The 21,335-nt window shown below is 52.2% G+C and carries 15 protein-coding genes; 11 read left to right on the top strand and 4 right to left on the bottom strand.

The window, feature by feature from the left end; translation table 11 throughout:
* Positions 1–14: 14 nt before the first annotated feature.
* A complete protein-coding gene (gene yfhb / locus EDI29_RS07610; protein ID WP_137740403.1) occupies positions 15–653 on the top strand; it encodes a phosphatidylglycerophosphatase C in 639 nt (212 codons plus the stop codon).
* Between the two features lie 68 nt (positions 654–721).
* Positions 722–1,228, top strand: a complete 507-nt coding sequence (gene tadA / locus EDI29_RS07605; RefSeq protein ID WP_137740402.1) for a tRNA adenosine(34) deaminase TadA — start codon at positions 722–724, stop codon at positions 1,226–1,228.
* A gap of 157 nt (positions 1,229–1,385) precedes the next feature.
* Here the strand turns inward: tadA and mltF are convergent, their stop codons facing one another.
* Positions 1,386–2,894 carry a membrane-bound lytic murein transglycosylase MltF gene (gene mltF, locus EDI29_RS07600; protein WP_137740401.1) on the bottom strand — a complete coding sequence of 503 codons (1,509 nt, stop codon included), beginning with the start codon at positions 2,892–2,894 and terminating at the stop codon, positions 1,386–1,388.
* Between the two features lie 216 nt (positions 2,895–3,110).
* Between mltF and purL the strand changes: the two genes are divergently transcribed.
* The 5 genes from purL to glnB all read left to right on the top strand — a co-directional run bounded on the left by purL (position 3,111) and on the right by glnB (position 11,838).
* Positions 3,111–6,998, top strand: coding sequence for a phosphoribosylformylglycinamidine synthase (gene purL, locus EDI29_RS07595; protein WP_137740400.1), 3,888 nt, complete (start codon positions 3,111–3,113; stop codon positions 6,996–6,998).
* 704 nt (positions 6,999–7,702) lie between these two features.
* On the top strand, positions 7,703–9,139 hold the full coding sequence (locus EDI29_RS07590; RefSeq protein WP_137740399.1) for a sensor histidine kinase: 1,437 nt from the start codon (positions 7,703–7,705) through the stop codon (positions 9,137–9,139).
* 20 nt (positions 9,140–9,159) lie between these two features.
* Positions 9,160–9,993, top strand: coding sequence for a two-component system QseEF-associated lipoprotein QseG (qseG, locus tag EDI29_RS07585; RefSeq protein ID WP_137740398.1), 834 nt, complete (start codon positions 9,160–9,162; stop codon positions 9,991–9,993).
* The gene (glrR, locus tag EDI29_RS07580; RefSeq protein WP_107170431.1) at positions 9,990–11,327 is read left to right on the top strand and encodes a two-component system response regulator GlrR; all 1,338 of its coding nucleotides are present in this window, start codon (positions 9,990–9,992) and stop codon (positions 11,325–11,327) included. Before qseG ends, glrR begins: the two co-directional genes overlap by 4 nt.
* A 172-nt stretch (positions 11,328–11,499) precedes the next feature.
* A complete protein-coding gene (gene glnB, locus EDI29_RS07575) occupies positions 11,500–11,838 on the top strand; it encodes a nitrogen regulatory protein P-II (protein ID WP_005970202.1) in 339 nt (112 codons plus the stop codon).
* Positions 11,839–11,966: 128 nt separating this feature from the next.
* Here the strand turns inward: glnB and pemA are convergent, their stop codons facing one another.
* From pemA to hmpA, 3 genes are all read right to left on the bottom strand, one after another.
* Positions 11,967–13,073, bottom strand: a complete 1,107-nt coding sequence (gene pemA / locus EDI29_RS07570) for a pectinesterase PemA (RefSeq protein ID WP_137740397.1) — start codon at positions 13,071–13,073, stop codon at positions 11,967–11,969.
* Positions 13,074–13,173: 100 nt separating this feature from the next.
* Positions 13,174–14,832, bottom strand: coding sequence for a pectin acetylesterase PaeY (gene paeY, locus EDI29_RS07565; protein ID WP_137740396.1), 1,659 nt, complete (start codon positions 14,830–14,832; stop codon positions 13,174–13,176).
* A gap of 496 nt (positions 14,833–15,328) precedes the next feature.
* On the bottom strand, positions 15,329–16,519 hold the full coding sequence (gene hmpA / locus EDI29_RS07560) for an NO-inducible flavohemoprotein (RefSeq protein WP_137740395.1): 1,191 nt from the start codon (positions 16,517–16,519) through the stop codon (positions 15,329–15,331).
* Between the two features lie 360 nt (positions 16,520–16,879).
* Between hmpA and glyA the strand changes: the two genes are divergently transcribed.
* From glyA to EDI29_RS07540, 4 genes are all read left to right on the top strand, one after another.
* Positions 16,880–18,133, top strand: coding sequence for a serine hydroxymethyltransferase (glyA, locus tag EDI29_RS07555; protein WP_137740394.1), 1,254 nt, complete (start codon positions 16,880–16,882; stop codon positions 18,131–18,133).
* Positions 18,134–18,331: 198 nt separating this feature from the next.
* The gene (locus EDI29_RS07550) at positions 18,332–19,489 is read left to right on the top strand and encodes a 3-phenylpropionate MFS transporter (protein ID WP_137740393.1); all 1,158 of its coding nucleotides are present in this window, start codon (positions 18,332–18,334) and stop codon (positions 19,487–19,489) included.
* A gap of 31 nt (positions 19,490–19,520) precedes the next feature.
* Positions 19,521–20,180, top strand: coding sequence for a DUF1007 family protein (locus EDI29_RS07545; RefSeq protein ID WP_137740392.1), 660 nt, complete (start codon positions 19,521–19,523; stop codon positions 20,178–20,180).
* The gene (locus EDI29_RS07540; protein ID WP_137740391.1) at positions 20,171–21,244 is read left to right on the top strand and encodes a nickel/cobalt transporter; all 1,074 of its coding nucleotides are present in this window, start codon (positions 20,171–20,173) and stop codon (positions 21,242–21,244) included. Before EDI29_RS07545 ends, EDI29_RS07540 begins: the two co-directional genes overlap by 10 nt.
* The last annotated feature ends 91 nt before the right edge of the window (positions 21,245–21,335 follow it).

Raw genomic sequence — 21,335 nt, 5'->3', positions numbered from 1 at the left:
TCGGGGGAGATGTTTTGAGTGATAAGCGAGCGCGACGCATTGTTTTTTTTGATCTGGATGGCACGTTGCATCAGCAGGATATGTTTGGCAGTTTTTTGCGTTTCTTGCTTCGTCGGTTGCCGTTAAACCTCATTTTGGTTATTCCGCTATTGCCGGTGATAGGGCTTGGGTTATTGATTCGGGGGCGCGCGGCGCGCTGGCCGATGAGCGGGTTGCTGTGGGCGATTACGTTTGGGCGTGACGAAGACTGCCTTGCCCAGCTTGAAAAGCAGTTTGTCGGTGCATTTCGTCGCGATGTTATCCCGTTTCCGCAAGTTCAACAGCGGTTGAAAAGCTATCTTGAAGACAGTGATGCACAGGTTTGGCTGGTGACGGGATCGCCACAGCGGCTGGTAGAACAGGTCTATCACGATTCGCCTTTTCTATCTGGCGTGCGCCTGATGGGGAGTCAGATTACCCGTCGCTATGGCGGCTGGGTACTCACGCTGCGCTGTCTCGGGCATGAAAAAGTGACGCAGATGGAACAGCGTTTAGGCGCACCGCTCAAGCTCTACAGCGGTTACAGTGATAGCAAGCAGGACAACCCATTGCTTTATTTTTGCGAACACCGCTGGCGGGTGACGCCCGAAGGAAGTCTGCAACAACTGGAGTAACGCCTTCAATACGCCAACCATATAGGTATAATGCGCCGCCAAAAATGCGAATGATTGAGTGAGGAAATGTGACTAGCCTGCATAATGATGAATACTGGATGCGTTATGCATTGACGCTGGCTCAGCGCGCTCAAAATGAAGGCGAAGTCCCGGTTGGCGCGGTGCTGGTGTTGGATAACGAAGCGATTGGCGAAGGGTGGAATCGGCCGATAGGGCATCACGATCCTACCGCACACGCTGAAATTATGGCACTGCGGCAGGGAGGGTTAGTGTTGCAGAACTACCGCCTGCTGGAGACCACGCTGTATGTCACGTTGGAGCCGTGCATCATGTGTGCGGGCGCGATGATACATGGCCGCATTGGTCGTCTGGTTTATGGTGCGTCAGATGAGAAAACGGGTGCGGCGGGATCGCTGTTGGACATTCTGCGCCACCCCGGTATGAATCATCAGATTGTGATTGAATCGGGTGTGCTGGCCGATGAATGCTCTGCAACGCTCAGCGCATTTTTTCGCTTGCGTCGTGAACAGCATAAAGCCCGACGTGCCGCAGAAAAAAACGCCGCGCAGGAGTAGCGTATCCCCGTCATACTTCAAGCTGCTTGTGCGTTGGCCGCGTTACAAGGCCATAAATGGGCCTTGCCCTAACGGGCCAACGCATAGCGTTGTTCAAAATGCTAACGTTTTGCCACGCAACTCGAATTATTTAGGGAATAGTCCTATTAAGGCACGATTATTCCGGTACTTTGGTGAGAGGGACCGCTGGATAGCCTTGCGCAATCTGGGTTTGTTGCTGAGCTTTGGCTTCTTTTTCTATCAAATAACCTTCCAGGCTCACCATATAACGCCGAATGTTTTCCACATAGTTATAGGCTTCTTGCCCGCGAGCGTAGCCGTAGGTGGTTTGCGTGTAATAGCGCTTCTGGCTCAGCATTGGCAGGCGCATTTTTACGTCTACCCAACTGTCAGGATTGCCTTTTTGTTTCTCGGTCAATTTACGTGCATCAAGCAGATGGGCGTACCCCATGTTGTAGGATGCCAGCGCAAACCAGATTTTTTCATCTTCGGGAATGGTGTCTGGCATTTTCTGCATCATATTTGACATATATTGTGCGCCGCCGCGAATACTCTGCTCTGGGTCGACGCGATCGGTCACGTTCAGGCTTTCTGCCGTGTTACGCGTTAGCATCATCAGCCCGCGCACGCCGGTAGGGGAGGTTGCCAGCGGGTTCCAGTGTGACTCCTGATAGGAGATGGCGGCTAGCAGTTTCCAGTCGATATCGGTGGCGTATTTTTCAAACAGCGGGCGCAGGTCCGGCAACGTTTCATCAATGGCACTCAGAAACGTGGTGGTATCGACGTAATCAAATTCACCAACGTGGCTAAGATATTTTTCTTCCAGGCGTGCGAGCGTACCATCTTCGACAACCTTGCTGAAAAAATCCAATAGGGCAGCAGACAGACTGTCATCGTGCGATCGACGCATATACCAGGTGACCGGCTCTTCGTCGCTAAGATCGAAGGCGACGGCGAGCTGCGGATGGATACGTTGCATCAGACCGATGGTCACTGAGTCACCTAGTGCATAGTCCAGTTTGCCGTCGGCAACCTGTTTCAGTAATTCCTGTGTGCTCTGATCGGAGGCGGATTCCCAGCTCAACTGTGGGTACTTCTCTGCTTTTAAATCGCGCAGGGTTGCCGCATGGGCGGAGCCTGATGTGACAACGAGGCGGCCTTGCAGTTTATCCAGCGTTTTTGGGCGAGGTGAACCGAGGCGGTAGACCATCTGCTGTGAGATGGAGTAGTAGGTCGGGCCAGCACGGAAACGTTCCAGACGCTCATGATTGTAAATCAGCCCGGCAGCTAGCAGATCTGCATCGTCACCGTCCAGATCGTCGAACAGTTCGTCAAGATTCTTGCGTGACGAGACCACCAGCTTGACGCCGAGATAATCGGCAAAACGTTTTGCCAGTTCATAGTCCAGACCTGTCGGGGAACCGTTGCTCATAGCATAAGTCAGCGGTGAGTTAACGGTGCTGATACGTAACTCGCCGCGTGAGAGGATCTGCCTGAGCTGTACATCCTGACTGCTGCGCCAGGGAATGCTAGGCCATAGCGCTAACGCCAGTAGTAACGTGATAATCCCGATGAAAAAATAATTTAATTTTAAAGGCTTCAAATAGTTATCTCTCGGCGACCGGATGGCCAGGCTGTCTGTAACGGCAGTTTTTTTATACGTCATTTCCCAGAGTGGGGGCATTTTGCTTAACAAACCGCCAGTGTGCAACTTTTATTGATTTGGTCACCGATTAATCATTCGGCGGATGCGAAGTGAAATTATCGCCACGCAAACGGTTTCGTCCGAGGGAAGGATTCTCTATAATGTGCGCGTTTCCCCCCTGTTGTGCCCAGTGGCTGTATCGCAGCCAGTGCATCGAAGACGAGAGAACTTTAGATTATGGAAATACTGCGTGGTTCACCTGCTTTATCGGCTTTTCGTATTAATAAATTGCTGGTCCGCTGCAAAGAGCACGTTTTGCCGGTCAGCGATATCTATGCTGAATACGTACATTTCGCCGATGTCAGCGCCCCGCTGAACAACGATGAACAGGCCAAACTGACACGTTTGCTGAAGTATGGTCCTTCTCTCGCGGAGCACGAGCCGCAAGGTCGTCTGTTACTGGTCACACCGCGTCCTGGCACCATTTCACCGTGGTCTTCCAAAGCAACGGACATTGCCCATAACTGTGGATTAAGCAAAGTACTGCGTCTGGAACGCGGTCTGGCTTTCTATATTCATGCGCCTACGCTGAGCGATGAACAGTGGCAGCAACTGGGGGCATTGCTGCATGACCGAATGATGGAAAGCGTATTTAGCGACCTGAAACAGGCCGAAGCGCTGTTCTCCCATCATCAACCCGCCCCTTTTAAACGTATCGAAATTCTGCTGCAAGGGCGTCAGGCGTTGGAAGAGGCGAATGTCCGTCTGGGGCTGGCATTGGCGGAAGATGAAATTGATTATCTGCTGGACGCCTTCACCAAACTGGGACGCAACCCTAACGACATCGAACTGTACATGTTCGCACAGGCGAACTCTGAGCACTGCCGCCACAAGATTTTTAACGCGGATTGGGTAATCGACGGCGTAACGCAGCCGAAATCACTGTTCAAAATGATCAAAAATACCTTTGAACACACGCCCGATCACGTTCTCTCTGCCTATAAAGACAACGCCGCTGTAATGGAAGGTTCCGCCGTTGGCCGTTTCTACACCGATGCCAATGGGCAATACGCTTACCATCAGGAAGACGCACATATCCTGATGAAGGTGGAAACGCATAACCACCCAACCGCGATTTCTCCGTGGCCGGGCGCGGCGACTGGCTCTGGCGGCGAAATCCGTGATGAAGGCGCAACGGGTCGTGGCTCTAAGCCGAAAGCCGGCTTGGTTGGCTTCTCGGTATCGAACCTGCGTATTCCTGGCTTTATCCAACCGTGGGAAGAAGAAGAGTTTGGCAAGCCAGAGCGCATTGTCAGCGCACTGGATATCATGACCGAAGGCCCATTAGGCGGCGCGGCATTTAACAACGAATTCGGCCGTCCTGCACTGACCGGCTATTTCCGTACCTATGAAGAACGTGTTGATAGCCACAATGGCGAAGAACTGCGCGGCTACCATAAACCGATCATGCTGGCGGGCGGTATTGGTAACATCCGTGGCGATCACGTCAAAAAAGGCGAAATTAGCGTTGGCGCTAAACTGATTGTACTGGGCGGGCCGTCCATGAATATCGGTCTGGGTGGGGGGGCTGCGTCTTCCATGGCATCGGGTCAGTCTGATGCGGATCTGGATTTTGCTTCTGTTCAGCGTGATAACCCAGAAATGGAGCGTCGCTGTCAGGAAGTGATCGACCGCTGCTGGCAATTGGGTGAAGCCAACCCGATCCTGTTCATTCACGATGTCGGTGCGGGCGGTTTGTCTAACGCAATGCCTGAGTTGGTGAGCGACGGTGGTCGCGGTGGTCGCTTTGAACTGCGTGATATTTTGAACGACGAGCCGGGCATGAGCCCGCTGGAAGTCTGGTGTAACGAGTCGCAGGAACGCTACGTTCTGGCGGTTGCGCCAGAGCAACTGGCACAGTTTGATGACATTTGCCGCCGTGAGCGCGCGCCTTATGCGGTGATTGGTGAAGCGACGGAAGAACTGCATCTGACGATGAACGATCGTCACTTCAACAACAAACCTATCGATTTACCGCTGGATGTGCTGCTGGGTAAAACACCGAAGATGCTGCGTGATGTAGAGCGCAAACAGGTAGAAGGCACACCGTTACAGCGTGACGAAATTTATCTGGCCGAAGCGGTCGAGCGCGTGCTGCACTTACCGGTCGTCGCGGAAAAAACCTTCCTGATCACCATTGGCGACCGCTCTGTTACCGGTATGGTGGCACGCGATCAGATGGTCGGGCCGTGGCAGGTGCCAGTGGCTGACTGTGCGGTGACTACCGCTAGCCTTGATAGCTATTACGGCGAGGCGATGTCTATCGGCGAACGTGCGCCCGTTGCGCTGCGTAACTTTGCGGCCTCCGCGCGTTTGGCGGTAGGTGAGGCGCTGACGAACATTGCTGCTACGCATATCGGCCCGCTGACTCGCGTGAAGCTGTCTGCAAACTGGATGGCGGCAGCAGGGCATCCAGGTGAAGACGCTGGCCTGTACGATGCGGTAAAAGCCGTGGGCGAAGAACTGTGTCCGGCGCTGGGTCTGACGATCCCAGTGGGTAAAGACTCCATGTCGATGAAAACTCGCTGGCAGGAAGACGGTGAAGATCGCGCGGTTACCTCGCCGATGTCTCTGGTTATCTCTGCATTTGCCCGTGTGGAAGACGTGCGTAACACGGTAACGCCACAGCTGCGTACCGGGCAGGATAATGCGCTGCTGCTGATCGATCTGGGTGCAGGCAATAAAGCATTAGGTGCGACGGCGCTGGCGCAGGTTTATCGCCAACTGGGTCGCAAGACGGCAGATGTTCATAGCCCAGAGCAATTGGCAGGCTTCTTTAACGCGATGCAACAACTGGTTGCTGATAAGGCGCTTCTGGCCTACCACGACCGTTCAGACGGCGGTCTGTTGGTGACGCTGGCAGAGATGGCGTTTGCTGGCCACTGTGGCGTCACTGTCGATATTGCGTCTCAGGGTGAAGATACGCTGGCGACGCTGTTTAACGAAGAGTTGGGTGCCGTAATCCAGATTCCGGCAGCGCGTCGTGCCGAAGTCAACGCCGTTCTGGCGCTGCACGGTTTGGCCGATTGCGTGCATTATCTTGGTTATGCCGAAGAAGGAACGCGTTTCACCATCAATCAGGGGGCTGAAGCGGTCTATCAGGAAAGCCGTTCGACGCTGCGCCGCTGGTGGGCTGAAACCAGCTGGCAGATGCAGCGCCTGCGTGATAACCCGCAGTGTGCCGATCAGGAACACATCGCCAGACAGGATGATAACGACCCAGGCCTGAATGTATCGCTGACCTTCAACCCGCAGGAAGATATCGCCGCACCTTATATTGCTAAGAATGTTCGGCCTAAAGTGGCAGTCCTGCGTGAGCAGGGGGTGAATTCCCACGTAGAAATGGCGGCGGCGTTCCACCGTGCTGGCTTTGATGCCATCGATATCCATATGAGTGACCTGCTGGCGAATCGCTGTAACTTGAAGGATTTCCAAGCGCTGGTTGCGTGTGGCGGCTTCTCTTATGGTGACGTGCTGGGCGCGGGTGAAGGCTGGGCTAAATCTATTCTTTTCAACTCTCGCGTGCGTGATGAATTCGCTGAATTCTTCTTGCGTCCGCAGACGCTGGCGCTGGGCGTATGTAACGGTTGCCAGATGATGTCTAACCTGCGTGAATTAATTCCGGGGGCCGATCTCTGGCCGCGCTTTGTCCGCAATAAATCCGATCGCTTTGAAGCGCGTTTCAGTCTGGTTGAAGTGGAGAAAAGCCCGTCGCTGTTTATGAATGACATGGCGGGATCTCGCATGCCAATTGCTGTTTCACACGGTGAAGGGCTGGTTGAAGTCCGTGACGATGTGCATTTAGCGGCGATTGAAGAGCACGGTCTGGTAGCTCTGCGCTATATCAACCACTACGGGCAGGTAACCGAGAATTATCCGGCTAACCCGAATGGGTCGCCAAACGGTATCACGGCGGTAACCAGCACGAGTGGTCGGGCAACTGTCATGATGCCGCATCCTGAACGCGTGTTCCGTACCGTTAGTAACTCCTGGCATCCAGAAGAATGGGGCGAGGATGGCCCGTGGATGCGTATGTTCCGCAACGCACGTAGACAGTTGGGCTGAGTTAACGTCAGTGAGAGAAAGGGGCTTCGGCCCCTTTTTTACCTCTGTTATCTCGGTTTGTCGTTTTTTTGCGACGAACTGGTTTTTTATTGTCTCTAATTGGTGACATTTAACTGATTGATTTATATGGGTGCTGTGGCGGTGTTATAAAGCTGTCTGTTTTTAGCGACATAAATCGTCTCTTTTACGCATATTATCGCTGTTTTAATTTTGGGTAATCTGTTTTTGGATAAAATTAATAATAAAAAATATTATTAATCAAATGGTTATTTTTTCTTTTTTGATGTTGGCATGATACATGCATTTTAATCAACGTTGCTCATTCAACTGGTTATGATTGCGTTGCTAACTGGCAAACATTTTCGCTCATAACATCTGGAATGATGCCAAAAGAAAGGGTGCCTATCGTCCACCAGACCGATAACAGTACGTGAAAACGAACGTTATCAAGCATCGGACGACACGTTGAGTGAGGCACCGCCTATTCAGTTACGCGGCCAGAGGGAGCGATTCTTCTGGCCGCGTGACGTTTTTACTCGCCACATCCCCAGAGAATCCCCCCTGATTGCTTTTTACGGCGTTACTTTCTATAGCGTTACATTGGTATTCATGCCGTATTGCGAAGCGTTGCGCATGTCGTAAGGGAAAACATTGAACTTTTATAAGACTCAGTTAGCATCAGAGCGGATTCGATAGGTAACGAGATGATTTCTTTGAAACGATGGCGTTTATTTCCACGTTCCCTGCGGCAATTAGTCATTATGGCATTCTTGTTGGTGCTGCTGCCGCTGTTGGTACTGGCTTATCAGGCATATCAAAGCTTAAACATGCTGAGCGAACAGGCTGCGGATATTAATCGGACGACGCTGGCGGATGCCCGCCGCAGTGAGGCGATGACCAGCGTAGCGCTGGCGATGGAGCGTAGCTACCGGCAATACTGTGTATTAGATGACCAGACGCTGGCGACGCTCTACCAGAACCAGCGTAAACAGTATTCGCAAATGCTGGACTCCCACGCACGGGTGCTTCCCGATCCCCGTTATTATCAGACGTTACGTCAACTCCTGACTCAGCTCAGCGAAATACGCTGTCATAACAGCGGCCCGGAACAAACGGCGTCCAGCCTGCTGGAAGGATTCTCTCGCGCTAACGGACAGATGGTGCAGGTGACGCGTGACGTCGTTTTCTCTCGCGGGCAACAGCTTCAGCAAGCTATTTCCGAACGCGGCCAGTTCTTTGGTTGGCAGGCGTTGCTCTTGTTTCTGGTCAGCGTGCTGCTGGTCGCTCTTTTTACGCGGATGATTATCGGCCCAGTTAATGGCGTAGAGCGGATGATTAACCGTCTTGGTGAAGGCCGTTCGCTGGGGAACACCAGCACGTTCAAAGGCCCGCGTGAGATTCGGACGCTGGCGCAGCGCATTATCTGGCTGAGTGAGCGTCTGTCCTGGCTGGAGTCACAGCGGCATGAGTTCTTACGTCACATTTCCCATGAGCTAAAGACGCCGCTGGCCAGTCTGCGGGAAGGGACCGAACTGCTGGCTGATGAGGTGGTTGGCCCACTGACTGCCGACCAGAAGGAAGTTGTCGCTATTCTCGATAGCAGCAGCCGCCACCTGTTACAGCTGATCGATCAACTGTTGGACTATAACCGCAAACTGGCAGATACGCCGACCGAGCTGGAGCGTGTTGAAATCGAAGAAATCGTCGATATTGTCGTGTCATCCCACAGTCTCCCTGCTCGCACCAAAATGATTCATACCGATGTAACGCTGGCCGTTGGGCATTGTTGGGCGGAAACGACGCTGTTGATGCGAGTGATTGATAATCTCTATTCCAATGCGGTGCACTACGGTAAGGAATCCGGTAACATTTGGATTTATAGCCGTCAGATTGGTAATCGCGTTCAGATTGACGTCGCCAATAGCGGTACGTCCATTCCTGATGCCGAGCGGAGCATGATTTTTGAGCCCTTTTATCAGGGAAGCCATCAGCGTCGTGGCGCGGTAAAAGGTAGCGGGCTCGGTTTGAGTATTGCGCGCGATTGCATCCGTCGTATGCGTGGTGAGCTTAGCCTAATTACCGTGGACTATGCTGATGTGTGTTTCCGCATCGAACTGCCCTTATTGTCCGATAATGAATAAAGTCCGAGAATGAATAGATAATGAATGTAGGGTTTATGAAGGGATGGCTGGCGGATAGACCATTTTCCTGTCTGTTGAAGGCGGTGCTGCTGTCGTCGCCGTTTGTTTTGGCTGCGTGCAATAGCAATGTGAACAGCGGCACTGCGCTGCTGGAAATAGAAGGTACACCGCCGAAAGAACAGGTCGCCGATTTCCGTATCGCGCAATGTGAGCATTTGTGGCAGATAGACGATCGCGAATCCATGAACAACGCACTTTATTGGTTGCGGGCGATGGATTGTGCGGGGCGTCTGACCCAGTTTCAGGCTCGTGAAGAAGCTGAGCAGGCCGCGGGAGATAGCTGGGAAAATGCGTTTAAGCAGGGTATTTTACTGGACAATGCCGGTATTACTCAGGCTGAACGACGTCAGGTGCTGGAACAAATCAATTTATATCGTCTGGCTTTCCCTGCGGCGCTGCGCCCGTTGATGCAAACCTGGCGTGATAGACAAACGCTATTTCTGGCACTATCGGATGAGCGTCTGCGCTATAAGCGTTTACAGGAATCCAGTGACAAACAGCTAGACACTCTGCGGGTGCAGCAAAATCACCTGCAATATCAATTAGAAACGACCACGCAAAAACTGGAAAACCTGACGGATATTGAACGTCAACTATCATCCCGTAAGCAGTTGTCAGGGGAAATGCCGGATAACGATGCCGATCACCGTGGCAGTGCGGGGGTAAATAGAGATAGTTCACGCAATTCGGCCACGAAACTCAGAAATGAGCCCGTTGATGCGGATGACACCTATACGCCGCCAATTGGGTCACATACGGACAAATCGACGACGAAGGAATCAACAAGACAATGACAGCCCGAAAAACGGCGAGTTTGTTGCTCGTGGATGATGACCCCAGCCTGCTGAAGCTATTGGGAATGCGCCTGACGAGTGAAGGGTTTAGCGTGATGACGGCGGAGAGCGGCCAGGAGGCGCTGCGGCTGTTAACGCGCGAGACGTTTGACCTGGTGATCAGCGATCTTCGTATGGATGAAATGGATGGCATGGCGTTGTTTTCCGAAATCCAGCGCTATCAGCCGGGGATGCCGGTGATCATCTTAACCGCCCACGGTTCCATTCCCGATGCGGTTGCGGCGACGCAACAGGGCGTATTCAGCTTTCTCACGAAGCCCGTTGACCGCGATGCGCTCTACAAAGCCATCGATGAAGCGATGGCGTTATCTGCACCGGCAGGTGATGAAAGCTGGCGTGAAACTATCGTGACGCGTAGCCCAATAATGTTACGTCTGCTGGAACAGGCCAGAATGGTGGCACAGTCCGACGTTAGCGTGTTGATTAATGGTCAGAGCGGCACCGGGAAAGAGGTGCTGGCTCAGGCCATTCATGCCGCAAGCCCACGAGCGAAAAAAGCGTTTATCGCGATTAACTGCGGTGCGCTGCCGGAACCGCTGCTGGAGTCGGAGCTGTTCGGTCACGCGAAAGGGGCTTTTACCGGCGCGGTTAGCAGCCGTGAAGGGCTTTTTCAGGCGGCAGAAGGCGGTACGCTGTTTTTAGATGAAATCGGCGATATGCCGCTGTCTTTACAAGTTAAGCTGCTGCGTGTTTTGCAGGAGCGAAAAGTCCGCCCGCTGGGGAGCAATCGCGATCTGGACATCGACGTGCGGATTATTTCCGCCACGCACCGTGATTTGCCGAAGGCGATGGAAAAAAACGAATTCCGTGAAGATCTGTATTATCGGCTCAACGTGGTGAATATGAAGCTGCCAGCGCTGCATGAACGTGCCGAAGATATCCCGCTGTTGGCAAATCATCTGCTGCGTGAATCCGCCAATCGTCACAAGCCTTTTGTGCGCACCTTTTCAACGGATGCGATGAAGCGCTTGATGACGGCAAGTTGGCCGGGTAACGTGCGTCAGTTGGTGAATGTTATCGAACAGTGTGTGGCGTTAACCAGCGCGCCGGTAATCAGCGATGCACTGGTTGAACAGGCACTGGAAGGTGAAAATACCGCGCTGCCGACGTTTGTTGAAGCGCGCCATCAGTTTGAACTTAACTATTTGCGAAAACTACTACAGATCGCAAAAGGTAACGTGACGCAGGCTGCGCGAATGGCCGGGCGTAATCGAACGGAATTTTATAAACTGTTGGGCCGGCACGAACTGGATGCCAACGATTTTAAAGATTAGCGCTGAGAGCGCAGGTAGGGCGCCTGTAATGCAGTGTGGTGTGGGTCAGTGCCCACAATTCACCAGTAGCTTGAAGTATGACGGGTATAGATTGTCCGCCTGAGTTCTGACATGCTGTTTATTTGCTGATGCTCGGCTTTGGCCGCAACATAGATAACACAAAGGTTCCTCCATGAAGAAAATTGATGCGATTATTAAGCCGTTCAAACTGGACGATGTGCGTGAAGCGTTAGCTGAAGTGGGCATCACAGGGATGACGGTAACGGAAGTTAAAGGCTTTGGTCGCCAGAAAGGCCACACCGAGCTGTATCGTGGTGCAGAATACATGGTCGATTTTCTGCCGAAAGTAAAAATCGAAATTGTTGTGTCGGATGATATTGTTGATACCTGTGTTGAAACCATCACACAGACCGCGCAGACGGGTAAAATCGGCGACGGTAAAATCTTTGTTTTTGATGTGGCGCGCGTTGTTCGTATTCGTACTGGTGAAGAGGACGAGGAAGCGATTTAATCGTTTCGCCTCATCCCGGCAATACCGTTTATGCTCTACATCATTCTCGTTTCATGCAGCCAATGCATATGTAGCTTGAAGTATGACGGATAGTGAAGCCAGCCTGATGAAGGCTGGCTTCGTTACCTTTATTTCCCTTTAGGTGCAGTAGGAACCCAGCCTGCTAATACCTTATCTGCGGTGTATTCTGCCGCTTCCGCCTCGCTCAACTGACGGCGCTGATCGTTTTTCTCTGCCCCTGAACCGCTGGATTTATACTCGAAAAAGCGTGAGTCCTGCGGATGGAACCAGATTTTGTCACCTTGTTTATCTTTGCCTGACATTTTGTCCCAGCCATAGATGTGGTCGTCCATGCTGGTGTTCAGGAAAACGGTCTGGCCGATGGCGTTAGGATCGGCATAACGACCATCCTCAAAGGTGGTCGTTGGGTGCCATGGACGACCCAGACCATAGCTTTTTGCGGGCACATCTTTCTCTTTAATCACCTGACTATTAATAATGACCAAACCATATTTTTGCTTAATGTCAGTGCTAGGGGCGGTGAGGTAACCAAGTGGTTGATCTTTCACGTCGGTACGATTACGGGCGACGATGTCACAATCGTCAAACAGCGCAGTGCCGTTGCCAAAGATGAAATCAACGGTGCCGCTGATACGGCATTTTGAGAAGAAGCTACGCCCACCTTTCACATACAGCGTGTCCTGATAGCCAGTCAGGCTGACATCATGGAACCACGCCCGATCGCTGTTTTCGGCAACCAATAGTGCCACGGCCTGCGAATCTTTTAATTTGGTCGGATCATCATTGGCTTTGGCCTGATTGGCAGGGTAATCGAAATCGTTGCTGATAGTCAGTGAACGGGCGCTGAAATCAGGTGCATCAACTTTCACCGTGTTGCTGCCATAAGTTCCCCATTTGTTGCCATCGGGTTTGAGCATCCCAGCGGCGGTGGTTGCGGTGATCACGGTGCCGTCACGGCTTTCTCCCTGTAGATGGATGTTGGGGCGCGTAATGGTGAGGCGTTCGTGGTATACGCCATTTTTGACATAGATAACAAACGGGGAGCTGTCTGCCGGGGCGCTGGCAATCGCTTCAGTAATGGTTTTGTAGGCCTTGGCGTCCGTTGCATTGGCGGAAACCAGCGCATTATAGTCGGCTGCCTGTGCTAATGCCCAGGGGGAAGAAATTAACATGGCTAAGGTCAGCGTCTTGCAGAGGTGTGGGGTGTTGATCATGTCCAGAGTCCTGTAATCGGTAAGGGAAAGAGGAAGGTCTATAACGCGCGGCTAAATAACGCCGCGCGTGGTTCTGTCTTATCGTTTTGCCTGACTGTAACTACTTATGCTTGCTGACGGTTTTCTCCGCCAGAGCAGCTAAAGCGGGTTCCTGCCGAATGGCGTTAGCGACAATCTCCGCCACGGCAATAGCGCCTTTTTGCTGGAAATGGGTGGTGTCTGGTTTGCTCAGGCTACCTGCCTGATCGCGATAGTAAGGATATTTTTTGGGGTCGATCACCAGCCAGTATTGTTTCCAATGGTCGCTGTTGCCCTGATTTGCCAACGCAATGGTGGCGGGCTCAACGTCCAGCAAAATGACCTTGTTATCCTCTGCGGTGTCCTTGATGGTTTGGCTGTAATCGCCGACGAAGGCATAGCCATTGTCCGCATTTTGTTTGGTGAAGTGGCTATGTACGGCAGGTGTGCCGTTTTTCCCTTCAGCCGTTTTCACTCGAGTGGTCGGGGTTAGCAGAACTGGCGTGAGTTTGTGTTGACGTGCGAAAGTGATGTAGCGTTCCAGTGATGTCTGGAATGACATATCGGCTTTCCCCTGCGGTGCCTGTTTTTTCCCAGCAGCATCATTCGGGTAAGTACACAGATTCGCGACATCAGCAGGGCCGCGTACTTCTTTTGCACCGTTGCAATTTTGATCGTTGTGTCCCATTTGTATAAATAGGAAGTCACCTTCCTTCATCAATGGCTGCATCTGGCGGAACCAGCCCTCGTAAAAATAGTCGCGTGAGCTGCGGCCCGCGCGCGTACCATTGACGACCTTCACGCTACTGTTTTTACTGAACTGCTGTTCAAAAACCTGACCCCATCCCATGCGCGGGAAGCGCATTTTTTCATAGGTTGCCGCGGTTGAATCGCCAACGAGGAAAATACGGGTTTGTGCTTTCTGGATGGCATCCAGGCTTTGGCGGGCAGAGCGATAGTCTAATGGTTCATAGTCGCCTTTATCGTTCAGGCCGACAATCGGGTGAAATGCGCTGTCGGTTAGCACGGTATGGCCGGAGTAACCCGTATTGTTGTGATAATTGCGGTTATGGTTAATGACGTTGACAATTTTAGTGACGGCGTCCTGCTGGCTTGCGGGATAGGTTAGGGGATCGAAGCGCGCGGGGGCGCTGATACCAACCTGTTTTAATGCGCCATTAAAGCCGGCATGAAAATCGGCGTAAGCGGTTTTCCATGCTGCGGCGTCGAGCTTTGGTGATGCCGTGTCGTCGGTTAGCTGCTGTGGGCCGATGTAACCCGCTGCTACCGCGATATCTGAGGTAATACGGTCAGTCAGTGGGTTGATATTGGCGATATTTTCTTTACCGTCATGCAGTGAGGGTGCGACTGCAGACAGGCAGATTGCACGGGATATATTATTTAACAGACAGTTATTGCCACCGGATTCAATGGCTAAAACCCGTAGCGGGGGCGTGAGACCTGAAACATCAAGGTGATATTTCCCTTGCTCATCGGTCTGCGTTTGTCGCTTCTGGCCCTGTTGGTCTCTGATAATGATGGTGGCGGGTAGATGAATATCCCGAGCAGTGACGCTACCGGATAATCCCGTTTTTTCACCCAACGTTGAACCTGACAGCAATTTAGCGCTCTCTGGTGCGGCGGTCTGGTGTGCAGCGGCGGGAGCTTTAGCGTGTACCAGTGTGAAAGGGGCGGAAAGTATCAACGCTAAAGCCATACTTTCTGAAAAACGTTTTGCCATGGTCAGACATATCCCTTGTTGGTTAATCGAAAACGGTTAATGAACCCAAGTGTTATCAAAGAAAGAACGCTATTTTTTACCGTTCTTGTCACGGCCTTTAGAGAAAACATCGGGGCTTTTATTGTGCACCCAAGCCGATTCAAGGGCGATGCCTAAACGCAGAACCTTTTGATGAAATAACTATTCATTAAAAATGAAATATTATTTTAATAAGGTCTGTTTTTTTGTGACCCACCTCTTTTTTAGCGGAGTACCCGTGTATCGGCACATAAAATTGTGATCAATAAAGTGTTTCTGGGAAAGCGATGTTTTGATATACCCGTAATACTTCAAGCCGCAGGTGCGTTGGCTGCGTTCACTCACCCGAATCACTTACCTGAGTAAGCTCATCGGGACTCCCTCTCTTGCCGCCTTCCTGCAACTCGAATTATTTGGGGTATAGACAAAAAAAAGGCCGCAAAAGCGACCTTTGGGTTTGATCCGTTATCAATGAGGGTTAGACAACTTTATGCGGACCAAAACATTCGTAATGCAGCTGCTCAGCGGGGATGCCCATAGCCAGCAACTGTTGTGCGACAAACTGCATGAAAACCACTGGGCCACACAGGTAATAGTGCATATCTGGTGTGGTTAACTCCTCTTTTAGCGAAGCCAACTGCATCAGCCCGTTGTGATGATAATCTTCGCCTGGACGATCGGTCTGCTGTGGCTCCCGATACCAGATGTGGCGCTGAAACTGCGGTAGTGATGGCCCTGTCTGTTCGATTTCATCAGCAAATGCGTGTGCTGCGCCGTTTTCTGCCGCGTGCAGCCATAATACCTTAGCCTGGTGGCCTTGCTGTTTTAGCGTATGTAGCATGCCCAGCATCGGAGTTTGTCCTACCCCACCGGAAATCAGAGCAACGGGTGTGGTAGCGGGGATATCAAGGAAGAAGTCGCCGTGCGGAGCCGCCACATGAATGATGTCGCCTTCACGAGCCGTATCATGCAGATAGCCGGAAACGGTGCCCTGAGCTTCACGTTTAACCGCAATCCGGTAGGACTTTCCATTCGGTGCGTGGGTGAGAGAGTATTGGCGAATTTCCTGATTGGCAAAACTGTCATGCTTGATGTAAACCGCCAGATACTGGCCCGGTTGAAAGTCAGCGATAGGCTGGCCGTCGGTGGGTTCCAGTGTAAAGCTGGTGATCACTGAACTTTGTGGCTGCTTGTTCACAATGCGGAAAGGTCGCACGCCACTCCAGCCGCCGTTTTTCGCTTCGGTGTTGCGGTAGATATCGTTTTCGCGTTGGATGAAGACGTTCGCCAGTACGCCATAGGCTTTACCCCAGGCATCCAGCACGTCCTGGCCGGGGCTAAACATTTCATCCAGTGTTGCCAATAAATGATTACCCACGATCTGATACTGATCGGCCTGAATATTAAAGCTGGCATGCTTCTGGGCGATGCGCTCAACCGCGGGCAGCAGTGCCGCCAGGTTTTCGATGTTCGTCGCATAAGCACAAATCGCATTGAACAGCGCCTCCCGCTGATCGCCGTTACGTTGGTTGCTCATGTTGAAAATATCTTTGAGCTCCGGGTTATGCGTAAACATCCGATCGTAGAAATGTGCGGTCAGTTTCGGACCGGTTTCCGCCAGCAGAGGGATGGTTGATTTAACGATAGCGATAGTGTTGTTATCCAGCATGGTGACTCCTTATTTATTTGCATGACTTATAAGTTGTATTTTATATGCATCTTATTGGGTTTGTCCGTCGCTGTAAATTACCTTTTTGGTGGTAGGGGCTTTTAGCGTGGGTCAGAAGGAATAACATGAAGAAATAGCAGGATGAGAATGAAGAAAAATCCGTTTGTCGCCGCGCAACAGATGTTTGCTGAAGCCTTGTGCCGCCTGTAGCTAATCGTTTGCGTAAAAACCTCTGTCAAGACCTATCTTCATTGGGGAAAAACGGTTTACACTATACGCCATTCCCCAAAAGGGTAGGCCAATTCCCAAATGGGCCGTCAATTCCCAGTATATTTATGTTAGCTGAGTCAGGAGATCCGGATGTTAAAGCGTGAAATGAACATTGCCGATTATGATGCCGAGCTGTGGCAAGCAATGGAGCAAGAAGTGGTGCGTCAGGAAGAGCACATTGAACTGATTGCGTCAGAAAACTACACCAGCCCACGCGTTATGCAGGCTCAAGGGTCTCAGCTGACGAACAAGTATGCTGAAGGTTATCCAGGCAAACGTTACTACGGCGGCTGTGAGTATGTGGATATCGTTGAGCAATTGGCGATCGATCGTGCGAAAGCGCTGTTCGGTGCCGATTATGCCAACGTTCAGCCGCACTCCGGTTCTCAGGCTAACTTTGCTGTTTATACCGCGCTGCTGCAACCAGGCGACACCATTCTGGGTATGAACCTGGCGCACGGTGGTCACCTGACGCACGGTTCTCCGGTTAACCTGTCGGGTAAACTGTATAAAGTCATTCCTTACGGCATCGACGAAAGCGGCAAGATCGACTACGACGAAATGGCTGAGCTGGCGCGTACGCACAAGCCAAAAATGATCGTCGGCGGTTTCTCTGCTTACTCTGGCGTGGTTGACTGGGCGAAGATGCGCGAAATCGCTGACAGCATCGGTGCTTACCTGTTTGTCGATATGGCACACGTCGCCGGTCTGATTGCCGCAGATGTTTACCCTAACCCGGTTCCTCATGCGCACATCGTGACCACCACCACGCACAAAACGCTGGCTGGCCCACGCGGTGGCCTGATTCTGGCGAAAGGCGGCGACGAAGAGCTGTACAAAAAACTGAACTCCGCTGTTTTCCCTGGCGGCCAGGGCGGCCCGTTGATGCACGTTATCGCGGGTAAAGCGGTTGCGCTGAAAGAAGCGATGGAGCCTGAATTCAAGGTTTATCAGCAGCAGGTGGCGAAGAATGCCAAAGCAATGGTAGAAGTCTTCCTGTCACGTGGCTTCAACGTGGTTTCCGGCGCGACCAGCAACCATCTGTTCCTGCTGGATCTGGTTAGCAAAAACCTGACCGGTAAAGAAGCTGATGCTGCGCTAGGCCGTGCGAACATCACCGTGAACAAAAACAGCGTGCCTAACGATCCGAAGAGCCCATTCGTGACTTCCGGTATCCGTATCGGTACGCCAGCGGCAACGCGTCGTGGCTTTAAAGAAGCGGAAGTGCGTGAACTGGCTGGCTGGATCTGTGATGTGTTGGACAACATCAACGACGAAGCGACCATTGAACGCGTGAAACAGAAAGTTCTGGATATCTGCGCCCGCTTCCCGGTTTACGCATAATTCGGCATTTTCTCTGATATCACTGTCGGAAAACGTCTCAAACGCCAGCCTGAGTGCTGGCGTTTTTTATGGCGTGGACTAATGCCTCCGTTCACGTTTCATAGTGAATAACGCGTTGCGCCGCCGTGTGCTCTCTGACACAGTAACCGGAAAAAAAGTGCCGAAGCTAGGGGAGTTTGTCACCGAAAGGGAGGAATCATGGTTTTGCAATCGACGCGCTGGCTGGCGCTGAGCTATTTCACCTACTTTTTTTGTTATGGTGTTTTCCTGCCGTTTTGGGGCGGGTGGTTAAAAGGTGAGGGGTTGTCCGCAGAGTCGATAGGTATGCTGTTGGGGGCGGGGCTGGTAGCGCGCTTCGTCGGTAGTTTGGTCATTACGCCCAGCGTGAAAGATCCGTCCAAATTAATTACGGTATTGCGTGGGCTGGCGTTGCTGTCACTGGCGCTGTCTGTTGGTTTCTGGCTGGGGAATGCCTGGCTGTGGCTGATGATAGTGATGATCGGGTTTAACCTGTTTTTTGCGCCGCTGGTGCCGCTGACTGATGCGTTGGCTGCCACGTGGCAAAAGCAGGTAGCGATGGATTATGGCAAAGTTCGCGTGTGGGGATCTATAGCCTTTGTTATCGCCTCTGCTGTGACGGGTGAGCTGGTGGCTATTTGGGGGCATCCCGCCATCTTGGCGATCCTAAGTACGGGCCTTGTCGCCATGCTGCTTGGCATGTTGTTACAGCCGAGTGTGATGCCACAGGCCACTGCGTCTACGACACAATCTGCCAGCGTCACGCCATGGAAAAAATTACTGAGTGAACCAGCGGTATGGCGTTTTCTACTTTGCGTATCGCTATTGCAGGGGGCGCATGCGGCTTACTACGGTTTCAGCGTGATTTATTGGCAGGATTCAGGCTATTCCGCCTCGATTATTGGTTATCTCTGGTCGCTGGGTGTTGTCGCGGAGATCGTCATTTTTACCTTTAGCCAGCGCCTGTTCCGACGCTGGAGTGCCAGACAGCTCCTGCTGCTCTCCGCGGTATGCGGCGTGGTGCGCTGGGGTTTGATGGGGACGACGGTGGCTCTGCCGTGGCTGATTGTGATACAGATATTGCACTGTGGTACGTTTACCGTCTGCCACCTGGCCGCCATGCGCTTTATTGCGGCACGCAGCGGAGGTGACGTATTGCGGTTGCAGGCGGTATATTCCGCGTTGGCGATGGGGGGGAGTATTGCGGTGATGACCATGGTGTCCGGCTTCCTGTTTGATCATTTGCAGGGCGGTACGTTTTGGGTGATGGCGCTGTTGGCCGTTCCGGCTCTGTTTATCCGACCGTCTGTGAGCCATCACACTGTCGCAAAAACATGAGAGAGTGGCGTAACACATTGTGATAAAAATAATGTTACATTATAACGCTTTGAAACGGTGGTGCGGACGGATAACGTTGCTGATGACAGGTTTGGCATTCGGCCAGCCCGTTTTCGCTCACCCACACAGTTTTATTGATATGCAAACGACAGTTGAAAGCCAGAACGACAATATCACCGGTTTACGTATGCAGTGGACGATGGACCCTATCACGTCTGCCGACTTGCTGTATGACGCAGGACAGGCGAAAAAGGATTCTGAAGTCTGGAAAAAGCTGGCGGCGGAAGTCATGGCGAATGTGTTAGGGCAGCACTATTTCACTGATATTTATCGTGATGGTCAGCCCGTGAAATATGCACCGATGCCAACCGAATATCACCTTTCGCGCAAAGGCAATCAGGCGGTACTGGAGTTTGTGCTGCCGCTGGCGCATCCACAGCCGTTGGCGGGTAAGCCTTTGCTGATATCTACTTACGATCCTACCTACTTTGTCGACATGTCTTATCAGAACGATAAAGCCATTAAGTTGACGCCTGCGTTGACTTCACGGTGTAAAACTTCGCTCGTCACGCCGGAACCTAATGCTGAATTGCAGTCCTACGCGCTGTCGCTGGATAAGAACGATGCGCCGGATGAAGACATGGAGCTGGGGAAACAGTTTTCACAGCGGGTGACGTTGCAATGTCAGTGAACCTCGGCTCGCTGCCGCGTCAGCGCCCGTTGTTGAGCCGACTGCGCGATCTGTGGCCGCTGTGGCTGTTTTTGGCGCTGCTTGCTGCGGCGCTACATTACATTGTGGGATATTGGCCGCAAATCGTGCTGCAAAGCGCGATTTGGCAGAAATCGCTGCACCAGCAGATGTCACACCTGTTGCAGATGGTGGAACAGCAGCCGCATCAGGCGGGGCTGAGCCTGATGATGTTCAGTCTGGTCTATGGCGTGCTTCATGCGGTTGGGCCGGGGCACGGTAAAGTCGTCATCATGACCTATCTGGCGACACACCCGTCGAAGCTGAAAAGCAGCCTGAAGCTAACATGTGCTGCCTCACTGGTTCAGGGACTGATGGCAGTCGCGCTGGTGACCGTGGTATTAGGGATCTTACAACTGTCGAGCCGAACGCTGCATAACAGTAGCTTCTGGATGGAAAAGGGGAGCTTTGTGCTAGTCGCGGGGCTGGGACTATTGCTCTGTTTTCGAGCGCTAAAACAGCTGTATATCGCCCTTGTTCGGCAGCCGAAACCGGCGACGATTTTGCGTGTGACGCCACTTCACGAGCCGGCTCATCGACGTATGACACTGCGCCCAATGCTTGCACCGCCTCATTCTCTTCATCAGCACGATGCCGATTGTGGCTGTGGGCATCGTCATCTGCCGAGCAATGAGGAGCTTGAGCGTGATAGCAACTGGCGTACGCGTCTGATGATTGTACTGGCGATGGGGATGCGCCCGTGCTCAGGTGCTATTCTGGTGCTGCTTTTCTCTAAAGTGATCGGCGTTTATCTGTGGGGCGTAGCCTCTGCGCTGGTGATGGCTGCCGGAACAGCGATTACGATCTCAGCACTGGCCGTGCTGGTTTTTTACTGCCGTCGTGTTGTTGAGCGCTTAGGTGCAAACCGCGCATCGCCCGTGTGGCAGCGTACTACTTTTTCTCTTTTGGCTTTTTCTGGTGGGCTGATTTTAGTTGGCTCCGGTATCCTACTTTACCTCAGCGCACAGCCTGCGATGATGGGCGGTATTCGGCCATTCTCCGGCTGATTTCACTTTTTATTAACTTCTCGTTAGAAACCCATTGCCTCCGATAATCACGGCAGGATATTATTTCATTAATGATAACCATTATCATTTA

Origin of the sequence: Pectobacterium polonicum, from assembly GCF_005497185.1 — a bacterium.
GTDB lineage: Bacteria > Pseudomonadota > Gammaproteobacteria > Enterobacterales > Enterobacteriaceae > Pectobacterium > Pectobacterium polonicum.
The sequence above is the reverse complement of the archived record's forward strand: the minus strand, read 5'-3'. Positions and strand labels throughout refer to the sequence as shown.